The organism is Methylocapsa aurea, from assembly GCF_000746085.1.
Taxonomy (GTDB): Bacteria; Pseudomonadota; Alphaproteobacteria; order Rhizobiales; family Beijerinckiaceae; genus Methylocapsa; species Methylocapsa aurea.
The window spans coordinates 27757-43292 of the sequence record NZ_KN050806.1 but is presented as its reverse complement, the minus strand read 5'-3'; the positions used below and the strand labels follow the sequence as shown (position 1 = coordinate 43292).

16 protein-coding genes are annotated in these 15536 nt (G+C 62.1%); 3 read left to right on the top strand and 13 right to left on the bottom strand.

Features of this window, described 5'->3' with window-relative positions:
• The 12 genes from yidC to DL86_RS18410 all read right to left on the bottom strand — a co-directional run.
• Positions 1–1091, bottom strand: a 1091-nt coding sequence (gene yidC, locus DL86_RS18470) for a membrane protein insertase YidC (protein ID WP_036258507.1), incomplete at its 3' end; no start/stop codon positions are given.
• Positions 1088–1678 carry a ribonuclease P protein component gene (gene rnpA / locus DL86_RS18990; RefSeq protein ID WP_245276436.1) on the bottom strand — a complete coding sequence of 197 codons (591 nt, stop codon included), beginning with the start codon at positions 1676–1678 and terminating at the stop codon, positions 1088–1090. The genes yidC and rnpA, both read right to left, overlap by 4 nt.
• Before the next feature lie 130 nt (positions 1679–1808).
• A complete protein-coding gene (gene rpmH / locus DL86_RS20660; RefSeq protein ID WP_015931829.1) occupies positions 1809–1943 on the bottom strand; it encodes a 50S ribosomal protein L34 in 135 nt (44 codons plus the stop codon).
• 234 nt (positions 1944–2177) lie between these two features.
• The gene (locus tag DL86_RS18450; protein WP_036264703.1) at positions 2178–2456 is read right to left on the bottom strand and encodes a hypothetical protein; all 279 of its coding nucleotides are present in this window, start codon (positions 2454–2456) and stop codon (positions 2178–2180) included.
• Positions 2457–2476: 20 nt separating this feature from the next.
• Entirely contained in the window at positions 2477–3160 is a 684-nt protein-coding gene (gene rpe / locus DL86_RS18445; RefSeq protein WP_036264702.1) for a ribulose-phosphate 3-epimerase, read from the bottom strand.
• 62 nt (positions 3161–3222) lie between these two features.
• A complete protein-coding gene (cbbX, locus tag DL86_RS18440) occupies positions 3223–4161 on the bottom strand; it encodes a CbbX protein (protein ID WP_036264700.1) in 939 nt (312 codons plus the stop codon).
• 63 nt (positions 4162–4224) lie between these two features.
• On the bottom strand, positions 4225–4644 hold the full coding sequence (locus DL86_RS18435; protein WP_036264698.1) for a ribulose bisphosphate carboxylase small subunit: 420 nt from the start codon (positions 4642–4644) through the stop codon (positions 4225–4227).
• A gap of 11 nt (positions 4645–4655) precedes the next feature.
• Positions 4656–6131 carry a form I ribulose bisphosphate carboxylase large subunit gene (locus DL86_RS18430; protein ID WP_036264696.1) on the bottom strand — a complete coding sequence of 492 codons (1476 nt, stop codon included), beginning with the start codon at positions 6129–6131 and terminating at the stop codon, positions 4656–4658.
• 15 nt (positions 6132–6146) lie between these two features.
• A complete protein-coding gene (gene fba / locus DL86_RS18425; RefSeq protein ID WP_036264718.1) occupies positions 6147–7232 on the bottom strand; it encodes a class II fructose-bisphosphate aldolase in 1086 nt (361 codons plus the stop codon).
• Between the two features lie 181 nt (positions 7233–7413).
• On the bottom strand, positions 7414–9426 hold the full coding sequence (tkt, locus tag DL86_RS18420) for a transketolase (protein ID WP_036264695.1): 2013 nt from the start codon (positions 9424–9426) through the stop codon (positions 7414–7416).
• 15 nt (positions 9427–9441) lie between these two features.
• Positions 9442–10317, bottom strand: coding sequence for a phosphoribulokinase (locus DL86_RS18415; protein WP_036264694.1), 876 nt, complete (start codon positions 10315–10317; stop codon positions 9442–9444).
• 13 nt (positions 10318–10330) lie between these two features.
• Complete coding sequence (locus DL86_RS18410; protein ID WP_036264693.1) at positions 10331–11389, bottom strand: class 1 fructose-bisphosphatase; 1059 nt, start codon at positions 11387–11389, stop codon at positions 10331–10333.
• Positions 11390–11495: 106 nt separating this feature from the next.
• Between DL86_RS18410 and DL86_RS18405 the strand changes: the two genes are divergently transcribed.
• Positions 11496–12422 (top strand): LysR family transcriptional regulator, encoded by a 927-nt coding sequence (locus DL86_RS18405; RefSeq protein WP_036264692.1) that lies wholly within the window; start codon positions 11496–11498, stop codon positions 12420–12422.
• Positions 12423–12629: 207 nt separating this feature from the next.
• Positions 12630–13694, top strand: a complete 1065-nt coding sequence (locus DL86_RS18400; RefSeq protein WP_036264717.1) for a hypothetical protein — start codon at positions 12630–12632, stop codon at positions 13692–13694.
• Between the two features lie 181 nt (positions 13695–13875).
• Here DL86_RS18400 and DL86_RS18395 read toward each other — a convergent pair whose 3' ends face one another.
• Complete coding sequence (locus DL86_RS18395; RefSeq protein WP_036264691.1) at positions 13876–14901, bottom strand: DUF2125 domain-containing protein; 1026 nt, start codon at positions 14899–14901, stop codon at positions 13876–13878.
• Positions 14902–14991: 90 nt separating this feature from the next.
• On the opposite strand from DL86_RS18395, the gene DL86_RS18390 reads away from it, so the two are divergent.
• A complete protein-coding gene (locus DL86_RS18390; protein ID WP_036264689.1) occupies positions 14992–15516 on the top strand; it encodes a gamma-glutamylcyclotransferase in 525 nt (174 codons plus the stop codon).
• The last annotated feature ends 20 nt before the right edge of the window (positions 15517–15536 follow it).

The following is a 15536-nucleotide window of genomic DNA, read 5'->3' as shown; positions in this document are numbered from 1 at the left end:
AAATAGAACCAGCCCCAGTCGATCAGAAGATCGAATTTCTCGATCCCGAGATCGGCCTGGTATTTGTCGAGCGTATAGGTCTCCTTGGCGCCGGCGAAGACCCGCGTCGTGACGTCCATCGAGGCCCCCGGCGCAAGGGTCTTGGCCTCGCTCTGCTGGAACCCGGCGCCATAAACCTTCTGCGGCGTGGCGCGCTCGGAAAAGCTCGCCTTCACCGCGGCGCTCTGGTCGGGAATGACGGTCGCTGCCCAATATTTATCGGTGAAGCCGAGCCAGCCGCCGACCCCCTCGAAGGTCTTGGTCGCCTTCTCTTCCTTCTCGATGGCGTCATATTTCCAGGCCTCGACGCCGGAGGCGCCGATGACGCCGACGAAGCCTTCGTGCAGGACGGCGTAATTCTCGGTCGCCGGCAGGCCGATCCGCGACACCAGCCCATAGGGCGTCAGGGTCACCGGCCGCGCCGAGGCGTTCTCGACCGCGTCGGTCACCGTGAACATATAGCGGTCGTCGACGGCGATCTTGCGGCGGAAGATCAGGCCCTGGCCATTGTCATAGCTGAGCGTCACCGGGCTCGACGGGGTCAGCGCCTCGCGATCGGCGCGCCACAGCGTGTCGGCGCGGGGGAGCGCCAGCGCCTCGCCGGGCGCGGCGAGGAAGCCGGCCTCGGCGTAATAGGGATGCGGCGACCCGGCGGGGGAGAGCAGGACGATGTTGGGGCTCGAAGGATCGGTGGTCTCGCGATAGGCTTTGAGCGAGACGTCGTCGATCCGCCCGCTCTTCAGCGCGATCGAGCCGAACAGCGCCGGGGTGTCGAGTTTGATCCGCGGGCTGGCGGCCAAAGCCTCGGCCCGGGTCTTGACCGGCTCGCTCAAGGCGCCGCCCGGCCCAGCTGGCGAGCCTGCGCCAAGCGAACCGGGAGCTTGTGAGCCTGGCGCTTGCGGGCCGGGGCTTTGGGCGCCGGTCTGGCCGCCCCGCATCTGCGCCTGACGCGTCTTGTCAAGCTGCGGCCCGGTGTAAAACATGTTCCAGCCAAGCACGACAAGGCATGATAGGCCAATCGCCAGATAAAGATTCTTGGTGTCCTGCTTCATGCCATAGGCGTCCTGTCTGGAGACGTTCCCGCGCGCGACGTGGTCGGTCCCGCGGCTGGCCTTCCGACGCTTTTGCGCCGCTGAAGCCCTTGCTGAACGTCTTGTCGCTTATCTTGCCGGCTGTCTTGTCGAGATTTCGCGGGCTTGCCGGCTGCGCCGATCTTGGCGATCGCGCGCTGAAGCTCCGCCTGCATAGCCGGGAAAGGCATTCGAAGCGCTTCCGGCCGCGCTACGATCACATAGTCATGCGACGGCTGTCCGGGTAGTGGGGCCAGCAGCCGCAACGCTTCCCTAAGACGGCGGCGGATCCGATTGCGCGCCGCCGCGCCGCCGATTTTTTTTGTGACCGTGATGCCAAACCGCGCGTTGGCGGCTGCTTCCAGGCCAACGATTCCCAGGCCGTCAATCCCGGCGCGGTCTGGGGCGCCAGATTCGCTTGGGCCAGCGCCCATTTCGTCTTGGCGCGGCGCCGCCACCTTTCGGTGCGTCTTGACATTGCTTTGGCGGGGGGCGGCCTGCAAAACGAACCCTTTGGCGTGAAACCGATTGCCCTTGGCCGCGTTCAGGAAATCCGACCTTCGCCGCAAGCGTACTGGTGGCGCGGGCGCGGGCTTTGCGGGAGGCTGTTCCGAGGGCTCTTCCAAGAAATCTCCCGAAAACTGCGCCAAGACCAGCGCGCCGCTTGGGATCAAGAATCCCGCGGCCGGAAAAGAGACCTCAGGCTGAAAGCCGTTTGCGGCCGCGCGCGCGCCGGGCCGCGATGACCCGGCGGCCGCCGACCGTCGCCATCCGCGCGCGAAACCCATGCCGCCGCTTGCGCACGAGCTTGCTCGGTTGATATGTCCGCTTCACAATTCAGCTCCAATCTTAAGAATTCGCGCCCGCGCCCAAGAAGTCGTCCCGCCGCAAAAAAAAACCATTTCGCGAGCGCGCGAGGTCCAGAAACTCCAGCCGAGCTTTCTGGTTCGGGCGCCAAAAATTACAAATTCGGCCAATTGACGGTTCGCCCCCCAGCGAACCGCCGCGAGGCGCCAATCGATCATGGCCGGAAAGCGTGGCTCTTATAGAGGCAACTCTTGCGGGAAGTCAATTTGGGAAGATGCGCTCCAGCGCCTCGCCTTGTCTCGACTGGCGGCCGGTTTCCGGTTCGTCGAGAAAGGCCCGCAAGCCGGCAAGATCGACGTCATCTTTGGCGAGGCGCCAGCCGGCAAGCTGGCGGCAAAGCTGATACGGTTCGCCAAGATCGCCTGGCGCGCCGCGATCACGCCATTTTCCGAAATCTTCAAAGGCGATGCAGGTGGCGGCGCGCAGCCGAGGGCGCGGAAGCCCGCCAGTGCAGTTCCTCGGTTTCGGCGAGCGTCCCATCAACGTCGAAAATCAACGCCTCAAGCGGCATCGCGGCGTTGTTTGCCGGCGGCGGAGGCGCGGATCGCCGCGATATTCTCGGCATAATGGGCTGGTCCGCCCTTGAACACGGCCGAGCCGGCGACGAGCGTGTCCGCGCCGGCGGCGGCGACGAGGGCGGCGGTCTCCGGATTGATCCCGCCATCGACCTCGATGCGGATCGGCCGGGAGCCGATCATCGCCTTCAGCTCCGCGACCTTATCTACTGCCGAAGGGATAAAGGTCTGGCCGCCGAAGCCGGGATTGACCGACATGATCAGCACCAGATCGATAAGATCAAGGACATGCAGGACGCTGGAGGCCGGGGTCGCGGGATTGAGAACGACGCCCGCCTGCTTGCCGAGCCCGCGGATCGCCTGGAGCGAGCGATGCAGATGCGGTCCCGCCTCGACATGGATCGCGATCAGGTCCGCGCCCGCCTCGGCGAAGGCGGCAAGATAGGGATCGCAGGGCGCGATCATGAGATGCACGTCGAAGGGAATCGTCGCATGGAGGCGCAGGGCCGCGACCACGGCCGGGCCGATCGTGATGTTTGGCACGAAATGGCCGTCCATGACGTCAACGTGAATCCAGTCGGCGCCCGCCGCGGCGACGGCGCGGACTTCCTCGCCGAGGCTGGCGAAATCGGCGGAAAGGATCGAGGGGGCGATGACGAGAGAGGCCATTTAAACATCCTTTCCATTTTGCTTATCGCGACATGCGCTGACTTTTGAAATTGAGCGAGCGCTTATCGATCGAATGAGTCTATTTGATCGGGCCGGGCCCTAAAGACGCGGCTCGCGAGCACGTCGGGCGCGTCGATGGTCATGAGATCTTCGAGCAAGACGGGGCCCGCCTGTTCAAAATGGCGGTTGGCGTGCCGGAGCCTCGCCCGATCGAGCGCGTTGCGGATCGAGCGGGCGTTGGAGAAAAGCGGTTGCTGCCGGCGCGCCGCGATATAGCTTTCGAAGGCAGCCGCGCCCGCCAGGCTGAACTTGTAGCTTTGCGCGGCGAGCATCGTCGTTGCGATCGACATCAATTCGCCATCGCTGTAATCGGGAAAATCGATGTGATGCGCGATGCGCGAGCGAAAGCCGGGGTTCGAGCGGAAGAACTGGTCCATTCGATCTGCATAGCCGGCGAGGATCACGACGAGATCCTCGCGCTGATTTTCCATCACCTGCAACAGAATCTCGATCGCCTCCTGGCCATAGTCGCGCTCGTTCTCCTGCCGGTAGAGATAGTAGGCCTCGTCGATGAACAGCACGCCGCCCATCGCCTTCTTGAGGATTTCCTTGGTCTTGGGGGCGGTATGGCCGATGTACTGGCCAACGAGATCGTCTCTCGTGACTGAGACAAGATGTCCCTTGCGAATATAGCCGAGCTTGTGCAGAATTTCAGCCATTCGCAGCGCAACTGTCGTCTTGCCGGTGCCGGGGTTTCCGGTAAATGACATGTGCAGCGTCGGGGTTTCCGAAAGAAGGCCCAAACGCCGCCTGACGCGATCGACAACGAGCAGCGCCGCGATCTGCCGGATGCGGGCTTTGACCGGGGCGAGGCCGACAAGCTCGCGGTCGAGTTCGTCGAGCACTTCTTGAGCGTGGGTCTCGGTCAGCTCCCGGCGAAGATCAATGGTCTCAGGGGGCGCGTCGGAGCCGCCCTCCGCTAAGATGTCGTCCGCCGCCATGCTGGAACCTCCACTTGAACATCCGCCGGGCGCTAGGCTGCGTTCGGCGCGGTGGCCTCGCGATCAGTAACGCTGGCCTTCCGGCCGATCGACCGCATAGGCTTGGGTCGTGTAGATTTGCTGGCGTCCGGGGCCTTCCTGCCGGACGAGACGGAAGCCCGGCTCTTCCTTCGGGCGGTTGACGATGAAGGAAATCCTCACGCTCTCCCACCCATGCGAGGAATCGAATCCCGAGAGGCGGATATAGGTGCGGTCGGCATGGGCCTTCCGGCAAGCGTTGAGTTCGAGCATGACGCCGGCGGCGTCCTTGACGTCGAACATCGGCAGATCCCACATCTCCCAGAACGTATTGCGAGGGTGCGGATCGTCGGTATATTCGATGTTCACCGCCCAGCCTTTGTCGATGCAATATTGAACTTGGGCGCGGATCTGATCGTCGGTGAGATCGGGCAGAAACGAAAAGCAGCCTTGGGTGATGCGCATGGCGGGGCTCCTTACTCGGCCGGGGTCACGGAGGCGACGAAATCGGGCGTGTCCGTCGAGGCGTAGTTGAAGGAGACGTCCTTCCATGTATCGAGCGCCTGCTTGAGCGGCGTGCAGGTCTTGGCGGCGTCTTCGAGAATTTCGGGGCCTTCGGCCAGGATGTCGCGCCCAGAATTGCGGGCGAAAATCATCGCCTCGAGCGCGACGCGATTGGCGGTGGCGCCGGCCGCGATCCCCATCGGATGGCCGATCGTGCCGCCGCCGAATTGGAAGACGACGTCTTCGCCGAGAAGGTCCAGAAGCTGGTGCATCTGGCCGGCGTGAATGCCGCCCGAGGCGACCGGCATCAGCTTGTTCAGCGAAGCCCAATGCTGGTCGAAGAACAGGCCATGCTCGAGATTTTGCGGATTATAGTCCTCGCGGCAGATGTCGTAATAACCCTTGGTCGCATTGGGGTCGCCCTCCAGCTTGCCGACGACAGTTCCGGCATGGATGTGATCGACGCCGGCGAGACGCATCCATTTGGCGATGACCCGGAACGAGACGCCATGGCTTTTCTGCCGCGTGTACGTCGAGTGGCCGGCGCGGTGGAGATGGAGAATCATATCATGCTTGCGGCACCACTTGGCCATGGACTGGATCGCGGTGTAGCCGATCACGAGGTCGATCATCACAATGACGGAGCCAAGTTCGGCGGCGAATTCGGCGCGCTCGTACATGTCCTCCATGGTCGCGGCGGTAATGTTGAGATAGGTGCCCTTGACCTCGCCGGTTGCGGCTTGCGCCTTGTTGACGGCCTCCATGCAATAAAGGAAGCGCTCTCGCCAATGCATGAAAGGCTGCGAGTTGATGTTCTCGTCATCCTTGGTGAAATCGAGACCGCCTTTCAGAGCCTCATAGACCACGCGTCCATAATTGCGGCCGGAGAGTCCGAGCTTCGGTTTCACCGTGGCGCCAAGCAGCGGCCGGCCGAATTTATCGAGCCGCTCGCGTTCGACGACGATGCCGGTCGCCGGCCCCTGGAAAGTTTTCACATAGGCGACCGGAAAGCGCATATCCTCCAGGCGAAGCGCCTTCAACGGCTTGAAGCCGAACACATTGCCGATGATCGAGGCCGACAGGTTGGCGATCGAGCCGGGCTCGAACAGGTCGAGTTCATAGGCGATGAAGGCGAAATAGGAGCCGGGCGCATTCGGCACCGGATCGACGCGATAGCATTTCGCCCGGTATTTTTCGCAAGCGGTCAGGCGGTCCGTCCAAACCACCGTCCAAGTCGCGGTGGAGGATTCGCCGGCGATGGCGGCGGAGGCCTCGATCGGATCGACGCCGTCCTGCGGCGTGACCCGGAAGCAGGCGATGATGTCGGTGTCCTTGGGCTCATAATCGGGCTGCCAATAGCCCATGTTGCGATATTCCATCACGCCGGCCGAATAGCGGCTGCGCGCCTGTCCGTCGGCCGCTTTCACGGACTTGTCGACGATGCTCATATTAAAGCTCTCCTCTTATTCGGCGGCGTTGCGGCGCAATTCCACGCGGGGATCGAGGCTGCCGGAGGCATAGCGCTTGGCCATGGCGGACATTGGGAGCACCTTGATCTTAGAAGCATTTCCGGCGGCGCCGAATTGCTCGAAACGCTCCCGGCAAATGTCGCGCATGGCGTCCATCGCGGGCTTCAGGAATTTGCGCGGATCGAATTCGTCCGGCGACGTGTGCGCTACGCGCCGCAATTGCGCGGTCATCGCGAGGCGGCAATCGGTGTCGATATTCACCTTGCGAACGCCGTGCTTGATGCCGCGCACGATCTCCTCGACAGGGACGCCAAAGGTCTGACGCATGGCGCCGCCATTGGCGTTGAAAATGTCCTGCAAATCCTGCGGCACGGATGAGGATCCATGCATCACGAGATGGGTGTTGGGGAGTTTTGCGTGGATCGCCTCGACGACCTTCATCGAGAGAATCTCTCCATCGGGCTTGCGCGTGAACTTATATGCGCCGTGCGATGTCCCCATCGCGATCGCGAGCGCATCGACCTTGGTCCGGGTCACGAAATCGACGGCCTGATCGGGGTCGGTCAGGAGTTGCTCGAGGCTGAGTTTTCCTTCCGCGCCGTGGCCGTCCTCCTGTTCGCCGGCGCCGGTTTCCAGCGAGCCGAGAACGCCAAGTTCGCCTTCGACAGATGCGCCGACCCAATGCGCCGCCTCCGCGACCTTGCCGGTAATCGCGACATTATATTCGTAGGATGCGGGGGTCTTGGCGTCGGCCTCGAGCGATCCGTCCATCATCACCGATGAAAATCCATATTGGATCGCGGTGAGGCAGGTCGCTTCGCTATTGCCATGGTCCTGATGCACGCAAACTGGGATGTCTGGATACATCTCGACCAGAGCCTCCATCATCTTGGCCAGCATGATGTCATTGGCGTAGGCGCGCGCGCCCCGGCTCGCCTGGATAATGACCGGGGCTTCGACCGCGGCCGCGGCCGCCATGATCGCCAAGCCTTGCTCCATATTGTTGACGTTGAAGGCGGGAACGCCATAATCGTGCTCGGCGGCGTGATCGAGAAGCTGACGAAGTGTGATGCGGGCCATAATTATTCTCCGACACGGATTGCGGATGGGCGCCTTGACGCCAGGAAAATTCGCCGAACCGACCTGCCGGCCGTTGAGCCCTTCGAGCAAAGGCTCGACGGCTGCGATGCGGCCTTCCGACGCCGCCGCCCACAAAGCTCGCGCAGTGGCCGGATCGTCGTCGGAGCGGCTTGCATGAGCGTCAGGCTGCCTTGTGCTCCAGCTGTGTGCGGACCTGCGCGATGATCGCCTCGACGGTAATGCCAAACTTCTTGTAAAGTTCGCTGGCGGGAGCGCTGGCGCCAAACGATGACATGCCTATGAACCCATCGTCTGGCCCGAGCACGACGTCCCAGCCCTGGCGAATCGCCGCCTCGATGGCGATGCGCGGCGCTTGGCCGATGACGCCCTTGCGATAGGCGAGAGGCGCTGCGGCGAAGAGTTCGAAACAAGGCATCGAGACGACGGCGGCCTTGACGCCGTCGCCGGCCAGCCGATCGGCGGCCTCGAGTGCGAGCGACACTTCCGACCCGGTGGCGAAGAGCGTGACGTCGCGCCCGCCCTCCGGCTCCCTCAAAACATAGCCGCCCTTCGCCGAAAGGTTTTCAGCGACATGTTCGCGACGCACGATCGGCAGGTTTTGGCGCGAGAGCGCAATCACCGAAGGCGCCGTTCTGCTGTGCAGCGCGAGTTCCCAAGCCTCGGCCGTCTCGACCGCATCGGCGGGGCGGAACACGAGAAGATTGGGAATCGCGCGCAAGGAGGCGAGATGCTCCACCGGCTGATGCGTCGGCCCATCTTCGCCGAGGCCGATCGAATCATGGGTCAGCACGTGGATGACGCGCACGCCCATCAGGGCGGCGAGGCGGATCGCCGGGCGGCTGTAATCGGCGAAGACGAGGAAGGTTCCGCCGTAGGGGATGAAGCCGCCATGGAGGGCGATCCCATTCATCGCCGCGGCCATTCCGAACTCACGAATGCCGTAATGAATATAGCGGCCGGTGAAATCCCCTGGCGTCACGCTCTTCATGTCGGCGGCTTTGGTATTGTTGGAGCCGGTGAGATCCGCCGATCCGCCGATGAGATTGGGCTGCGCCGGGCTGAGCTTGTCGAGTAGCTTTTGCGAGGAGACCCGCGTCGCCTGCGCGGCGCCGCCTTCGCTCGCGGCCCTTTTGAAGGCCTCGACCGCCCCGGCGACGGCGGGCGCCACGGCGGCCGAAAGATCGGCGTCGTATCTTTGCCTGGTGGATGGATCGAGCTTGCCGTAGCGCGCCGTCCAGCGTGCATGCTCCTTGGCGGCATTTTCCGCCGCCTCGGCCCATGCGGCGGAGATATTGGCGGGAATTTCGAAGGGTGGGCTCATCCAGGCGAAATGCGCCCTGGCCCCCGCGATTTCCTCCTTGCCGAGCGCCGCGCCATGAACGGCATGGGTTCCGGCCTTGGTCGGCGCGCCATAGCCGATGATCGTCTTGCAGGCGATCAAGACCGGCCGGTCGGAGGACTGCGCCCGCTCGATGGCGGCGGCGATCGCTTCGGGGTCATGGCCGTCGACGCGAGAGGACGACCAGCCCGCCGCCGCGAACCGCGCCAATTGGTCGACCGAATCCGCGAGCGAAACCGCGCCGTCGATGGTGATCCCGTTGTCGTCCCAAAAGACGATCAATTTGGACAGTCTGAGATGGCCGGCCAAAGCGATCGCCTCATGGCTGATCCCTTCCATGAGGCAGCCGTCGCCGGCGATCACATAGGTTCGGTGATCGGCGATTTCCGCTCCGTAGCGGGCCGCCAGCAGCTTCTCCGCGATCGCCATGCCGACGGCCGCGCCAAGCCCTTGCCCGAGCGGTCCTGTGGTGGTCTCGACGCCGGGCGTATGCCCAAATTCCGGATGGCCTGGCGTTTTCGAATCGAGTTGCCGGAACCGCTCCAGCTCGGCCCTGGTCACGCCCGCGTAGCCAAGGAGATGAAGCAAAGCGTAGAGCAGCATCGAGCCATGGCCGGCGGACAGGACAAAACGGTCGCGATCGGGCCAAGCCGGGTCGGAGGGATCGAATTTCATAAATTGCGTGAAGAGAACGGTGGCGACGTCGGCCATGCCCATCGGCATGCCTGGATGACCTGAATTGGCCTTTTCCACGGCGTCCATCGCGAGGAACCGGATCGCGTTGGCCATTTCGGCATGGGTGGCGTGTTTGGAAGTTCTGGCGAGCATGTTCATTTTGGCGTTGCTCCGTCAGCTTGTCCGCCGCCGCCGCTCAACGAGCTGGAGGATGAAGGGGGTCAAGATGAGCTGCATGGCGAGATCGAGCTTATTGCCCGGAATGACGATCGAATTCGCGCGCGACATGAAGCTGTCGCGGATCATCGAATGCAGATAGGGAAAGTCGATGCCGCGCGGTTTGCTGAAACGGATGATCACCATCGATTCGTCCGCCGTCGGAATCCAGCGCGCGGTGATCGGGTTCGAGGTGTCGACCGTTGGTACGCGCTGAAAATTAATGTCGGTCTCGGTGAATTGCGGACAGATGTAATGGATGTAATCGGGCATCCGCCGCAAAATCGTGTCCGTCACCGCCTCCGTCGTATAGCCGCGCGTCGACCGGTCGCGATGAATTTTTTGTATCCATTCGAGATTGATGACCGGGACGACGCCGATCTTGAGATCGGCGTATCGGGCGATGTTCACCTTATCGGTGACAAGCGCGCCATGCAGTCCTTCATAGAAGAGAAGATCGGTTTTCTCCGGCAAGGGCGCCCATTGCGTGAAGGTCCCCGGCTCCGATCCATAGAGCTCGGCTTCCTGCTCATCATGGACATAATGCCGGGTCGTCGCATTGCCGGTTTCGCCATAGGTGCGAAACACGGTCTCAAGCTCTTCGAGTAAATTAGCGCTCGGTCCGAAATGGCTGAAATGGCGATTGCCGGTCGCCTCCTCCGTTTCCATCACCTTGCGCATTTCGGCGCGGTCGTAGCGATGAAAAGCGTCGCCCTCGACATAGGCGGCCTCGACCTTCTCTCGGCGGAAAATTTGCTCAAAGGTGCGCTTGACCGAGGTCGTTCCGGCGCCGGAGGAACCGGTCACCGAAATAATTGGATATCGGGCTGACATGAGGACCCCGTCGTCAATTGCGCATCAGACCGCGCTTGCCGAACAATGGCGCGCGTTCGGCCGAAAATTGCGGATCGTTATGATAGCGGGCGACGAGTTCGACGAGGTTTGACGAGCCGAAGACGAGCGGCGCGCGCTCGTGAATGACGGACGGAGCGATATCGAGCACCGGCCGCACGCTGTCGGTCGCAAGGCCTCCGGCCCGCTCCACCAGCAAGGCGACCGGGTTCGCCTCGTAAAGCAGGCGCAGCCGCCCGTCGGCATAGCCCGCCCGTTGATCGGCGGGATAAAGAAAGACGCCGCCGCGCAGCAGAATGCGATAGGCCTCGGCGACCAAGGACGCGACCCAGCGCATGTTATAGTTGCGTTTTAAGGGCCCTTCGGCGCCCTGCACGCAATCGTCGACATAGGTGCGGATCGGCGAATCCCAATGGCGGTAATTCGAGGCGTTGATCGCATATTCGGTCGAATCGCTGGCGATTTTGAAATCGGACGCGGCTTGGAAAAAGCAGCCGTGGCGCCGGTCCAAGGTGAAGATCTGGGTCGCGCCATCGCCGAGGACGAAGACGAGCGAGGTCTGCGGCCCGTAAATCACGAATCCGGCCGCGATCTGCGCCCGGCCTGGCTGCAGGAAATGCGCATAAAGGTCGGAGGCGTTCGGCAGCGCGGGAAGGACGGAAAAGATTGTCCCGATCGAGACATTCGCGTCGATGTTCGAGGAGCCGTCGAGCGGATCCATCGCGACGACAAGCGGCGCCGTTGGATCAAGACCCAAGGGATCGCTCAGTTCTTCCGACACAACAGCCGCCACCGGCGCCCGCTTGAAAGCCTCGATGAACATGTCGTTGGTCAGGACGTCCAGCTCCTTTTGGACGTCGCCATCGGTGTTGGTGCTGTCACGGCTCGCGCCGAGGCGGCCGAACAGGAGTCCAAGCGCAATGAGATCGGCGACTTCGATCGAGGTCGCGGCGATTTCGCGAAGGATCTTAGCGGCGGAGCCCAAGCGCGCGTCCGCGGCGACGCATTGATCCAGATAGGCTTCCAAAACCAGAGTGCCTGCGAGTCTCGGCATGTCGGCCCTTTATGCTTATTGCAAGTGCGCGCAATGTGGCCCAAAGCCGGAAGAAATAAAAGTGAATAAAATTGAGATTGGATTCAGAAATATTTAAGCTGATCCTATGCGGCGTTTAACATTGAAACATCTGGAGACCATTCGGACCGTGGCTCAGTCCGGGACCATTGCCGCGGCTGCTGTCAAGCTTAAGGTTACCGCTGCGGCGCTGACGTCGCGGATCAAGCTGCTCGAGGAAGACGCCGGCGTTCCGTTATTGGATCGCGCCGGAGGGCGGCTTCGCTTGACCGACGCTGGACAAGAAGTCGTCAGCGTCGCGACGCGGATCGATCTGGCCTTGGTCGAGCTCAAGAATACGCTGTCGGCGCACCGGGGAATGCACGCCGGGCGGATCACGATCGGGGTCGTCTCCACGGCCAAATATTTCGCGCCCCGCCTGATAGCGGCGTTCGCGCGGCAAAATCCGCGCATTGAAATTTCGATTCTGGTCGGCAATCGCGCCGAGATCGTCGCCTGGCTGCGCGACTATGCGATCGACATCGCGCTGATGGGCAGGCCGCCGCTCGACTTTCCGGTCGCCAGCGAGGTTTTTGGCCCGCATCCGCAGGTGGTCATCGCGCCGCCAGATCATAGTCTCGCCAATCGCACAGGCCTCGCTAAGACCGATCTCTGTAATGAAAGCTTCATCGTGCGCGAGGAGGGGTCCGGCACGCGCAGCGTGTTCGATTATTTCTTCGATGGCGTCGTGGTGCTGCCGCCGCGAGTCCATGTCGAAATCGGCTCAAATGAGACGATCAAGCAAGCGGTCATGGCCGGACTCGGCCTTACGCTGATCTCGGCGCATACAATCGAGGCCGAGGCGGCGGAAGGCCGTCTCGTCTTGCTCGACATTGTCGGCCTGCCGATTATCCGGCATTGGTTCGCGGTTCGCCACGGCGACCGGGAGCCTTCGCCGCCCGCCCATACCATGTGGGATTTCATCGTCGCGGAGGGACGCGGCTTTCTCCCGAAAGTCGCGTTGCCGGAGGGGTGAGCCGCCTGGCGCGTCGCGACGGAGGCGCTGCGCGCGGCTCGTCGGCCGATGGCGGGAGCTTCGTCGGTTAACGCGGCGCGCCCTATTTCCCAAAGCGCCGCAGCGATCTATTCTGATGGCCGCGCTTGATCCGCAAGCCAGTTTAGCGCTGTGCTCGGCGCGCCGTTCGAAGGCCTGATCGTCCGGCCATCCAGGGAGGGCTGTTTGATGGAGCCAAGCAATTTCGGAATTGAGTCAGTCGGCGAGGAGGATCGCCGTTATGCCGGATCGCGATTCGCCGAGGTGCGCGACGCGATCTTCGCCAATCCGTACCAGGACGTTTGGGGTCGCGACGGCGAGCCGCCTCTACCCAACTATGAGACCACGCTATCGAGTGTGTTGCGCGGCATTCTCCCTTTTGGCCAGCCCTACCTGTTTCGGCAGGCCTCGGAACGCGCTGTCGACTCCCACGCGGATTTGCGCTGGGGTCCGGATGGAAAGGGATTCCGCCGCCTCGTCCATCCAAATGGAGTATGTCTGACGGGCTTATGGGAGATTACAGAAGAAACCGAGTACTCGGGCTATTTCGGCAAAGACCGTCAAGCCTTGGTTGTGGGACGCTATTCGAGCCGGCTCCTCCAACGTGGCGAAACGCGATCGTTGTCGCTCGTTGGCAAGCTATTTCCCACTACGGACCCCAACCATGCCGCCCCACTTCGCACGGCGAGCATCTTTTCTCAGGAGGACATCGGCGGCGACCATACCGAATATATCAACGACGCAGAGCTTCGCAATGCTCCCGATGTGACCCCGTGGCGTCAAGGCAAAGGTCTGCCAATCTTGCTAGTCTCGGGCATTGTGTTCACCCTCGCCGATAAGCAATCCACCGTGCGTCAGGTGTATCAGGTCGCTGAACTCGGTAAGCCGCCGCGCGAACCCACGCGGGCGCCCGCGTTCATGCGCCTCCTCGTCGCACCCGATCAACCGAGGATCGAAGGCGAAAACCTAGACTTCCGCGACGAAGTCATGGCGCAGATTTTCGACAAGGGCGATCCCATTCCAAAACGCAAGCTCACATTCCACATCGAAGTGACGGACGAAGGGGCGACGCGCGACATTCTCGGTTTTGTACGGCGGACTTTCAAGAACTGGCGCCGCATCGGCAGACTGACTTTCGACGATGCGGTGATCTCCTACAATGGCGACTTCGTCATCCATTTCAATCACCCGGGCTGGCGCGCCGACAGGAACGATCCAGCGACAGCCAATCGGAGGCCGCTGACCAGAGAATAGAACTTTAGAGCATGACGCCTTCAGATTGACTCGCATCATGCCCTAGAGTCTTTGATTTCGCCCACGGGACCTGAAAGCGCTCCAGCGCTTTCAGTTTCGGCGGAATTGGAAAGCAGCTCTAGGTCTTTATTTTATCGCATTTTCTTAACGCGAACCGGCATCCACTTCGTTCGAAAATGCTCTAGTAAAGCGGCGGAAGGCGAACAGGCGTGCGCAGCGGGCCGATCGACAGCCAGCCGTCGGCGAGGGTCAGCGGCATGGACGCATGCGCCATCAAACTCGTCACGAGCGCGCCAGCGGCGGCGGTAGCCGGATCGACGCCAAGACGGACCAAGGCAGTGTCCAAGCCCGCGATCGTGGCGTCGAGGGAGCCTCGAATGCGATGTTCGTCATCGAGATCAAGATTGCCCTGCGCGTCAAATTCGGACCTTCCGCTCGTCATCCGTGCGGACTTGAGTTCGATTTGGCCGCTTGTCTTGCGCCAACGTTCAATTCGGTCCTCGAACTTTCCGGAGCCGGAAAAATCGGCTTGAGTAATCATGCCGTCAACAGAAATCGACATGGGGGCCTGCAGGCCGAGCGCACTGGCCAGCGCCGGAAACAAAGCGTCGTTCACGGCCAGCCGAAAATCATATGCATTGTCCTTCCGGCCAGGCGTCGACACGGCAAAGCCATTGAAGCTGCCGACGCCTCCCGTGATCGCCGAAATGTCGCCGATCTTGCCTTGCAGCGTGACTTGCTCGCCGATCAGCGCGGCGCGCGCCAGCCGTTCGGGTCGATTGACGAGTTCGAGGCCAAGATGGCCCCATTGCAGGATGACATCTAACGTCCCGTCGCTGGTCTTGGCGGTAAAGGGCGGATCCAGTTCCGCAATGATGGTTTCGGGCCGGAGGAGGGGAGCCGCGGCGTGGAAACCGCGCAAGGTTCCGGTGAACTTCTTGCCGAGGATTTCGCTTTGAAAAAGCGGATTGACGCAGGAAATCTCGATTTCGAAAGGATAACCGCCGCCGCGCCGGTCAGGGCAGATCCAATTCCGCCCGACTTTCGCCTCCCGCTCCATCCAGGCGGTGAGAACGGATTCCGCTTTGAGGGATGCGACATACCAGAAAATCGACCAGCCCGCGACCGCCAAGGCGAGGGCGCCAACAATCAAGAGGAGCGGAAAATTCCTGGTTAAAAAATTCGGCTCGGAGCCTTTGGACGGCATGTTTTTCCTCCCTCAGCGGATGCGCGGACTTTGGCTTTTCTCGCGGCGCCTCTTCGTTTATAGCGCGTGCGGCCAAGGAGCAAATTCGCAATGAGGTTGGGTGAAGAACTTTGGGTGTTCGGCTATGGCTCGCTCATGTGGCGGCCGGGCTTTGTCTTTGCCGAGCGGCAAGGGGCCTTCGTGCGCGGCTATCATCGCTCCCTCTGCATCTATTCGCATGTTCATCGGGGAACGAAGGAGCAGCCGGGTCTCGTGCTCGGCCTCGACCGAGGCGGCTCTTGCAAAGGCGTCGCCTTTCGCGTCGCCGCCAAGGCCTCCGACGCGACCCTTGCCTATCTCCGCGCGCGCGAACAGGTGACCCTCGTCTATCGGGAGGCGTTGCTGCCCGTCCGCCTCGTCGATGGGCGCATCGTCGAGGCGGTTTGCTACGTCGCCGATCGCACCCATTTCCAATATGCCGGGAGGCTCGAACGGGACGAACTCGCGCGGCTTGTGGCGCAAGGGGTCGGGCTTTCGGGAACCAATCCCGACTATGTGCGCAATACGCATGATCATCTCGCTGAACTCAGCATCCGCGACGAGACCTTGGAATGGCTGGCGAAGCGGTTCGGCTAATCGATTTCTGTAGCTTCTTG

What these genes read in the sequence shown, in the direction of transcription:
- tkt (WP_036264695.1), bottom strand. Translation starts at nt 9,426, where the DNA reads ATGAACATGCTCGCCAGAACTTCCAAACACGCCACCCATGCCGAAATG.
- DL86_RS18435 (WP_036264698.1), bottom strand. Translation starts at nt 4,644, where the DNA reads ATGCGCATCACCCAAGGCTGCTTTTCGTTTCTGCCCGATCTCACCGAC.
- DL86_RS18405 (WP_036264692.1), top strand. Translation starts at nt 11,496, where the DNA reads ATGCGGCGTTTAACATTGAAACATCTGGAGACCATTCGGACCGTGGCT.
- fba (WP_036264718.1), bottom strand. Translation starts at nt 7,232, where the DNA reads ATGGCCCGCATCACACTTCGTCAGCTTCTCGATCACGCCGCCGAGCAC.
- DL86_RS18400 (WP_036264717.1), top strand. Translation starts at nt 12,630, where the DNA reads ATGGAGCCAAGCAATTTCGGAATTGAGTCAGTCGGCGAGGAGGATCGC.
- DL86_RS18430 (WP_036264696.1), bottom strand. Translation starts at nt 6,131, where the DNA reads ATGAGCATCGTCGACAAGTCCGTGAAAGCGGCCGACGGACAGGCGCGC.
- DL86_RS18415 (WP_036264694.1), bottom strand. Translation starts at nt 10,317, where the DNA reads ATGTCAGCCCGATATCCAATTATTTCGGTGACCGGTTCCTCCGGCGCC.
- DL86_RS18410 (WP_036264693.1), bottom strand. Translation starts at nt 11,389, where the DNA reads ATGCCGAGACTCGCAGGCACTCTGGTTTTGGAAGCCTATCTGGATCAA.
- rpe (WP_036264702.1), bottom strand. Translation starts at nt 3,160, where the DNA reads ATGGCCTCTCTCGTCATCGCCCCCTCGATCCTTTCCGCCGATTTCGCC.
- DL86_RS18390 (WP_036264689.1), top strand. Translation starts at nt 14,992, where the DNA reads ATGAGGTTGGGTGAAGAACTTTGGGTGTTCGGCTATGGCTCGCTCATG.
- DL86_RS18450 (WP_036264703.1), bottom strand. Translation starts at nt 2,456, where the DNA reads ATGGGACGCTCGCCGAAACCGAGGAACTGCACTGGCGGGCTTCCGCGC.
- cbbX (WP_036264700.1), bottom strand. Translation starts at nt 4,161, where the DNA reads ATGGCGGCGGACGACATCTTAGCGGAGGGCGGCTCCGACGCGCCCCCT.
- DL86_RS18395 (WP_036264691.1), bottom strand. Translation starts at nt 14,901, where the DNA reads ATGCCGTCCAAAGGCTCCGAGCCGAATTTTTTAACCAGGAATTTTCCG.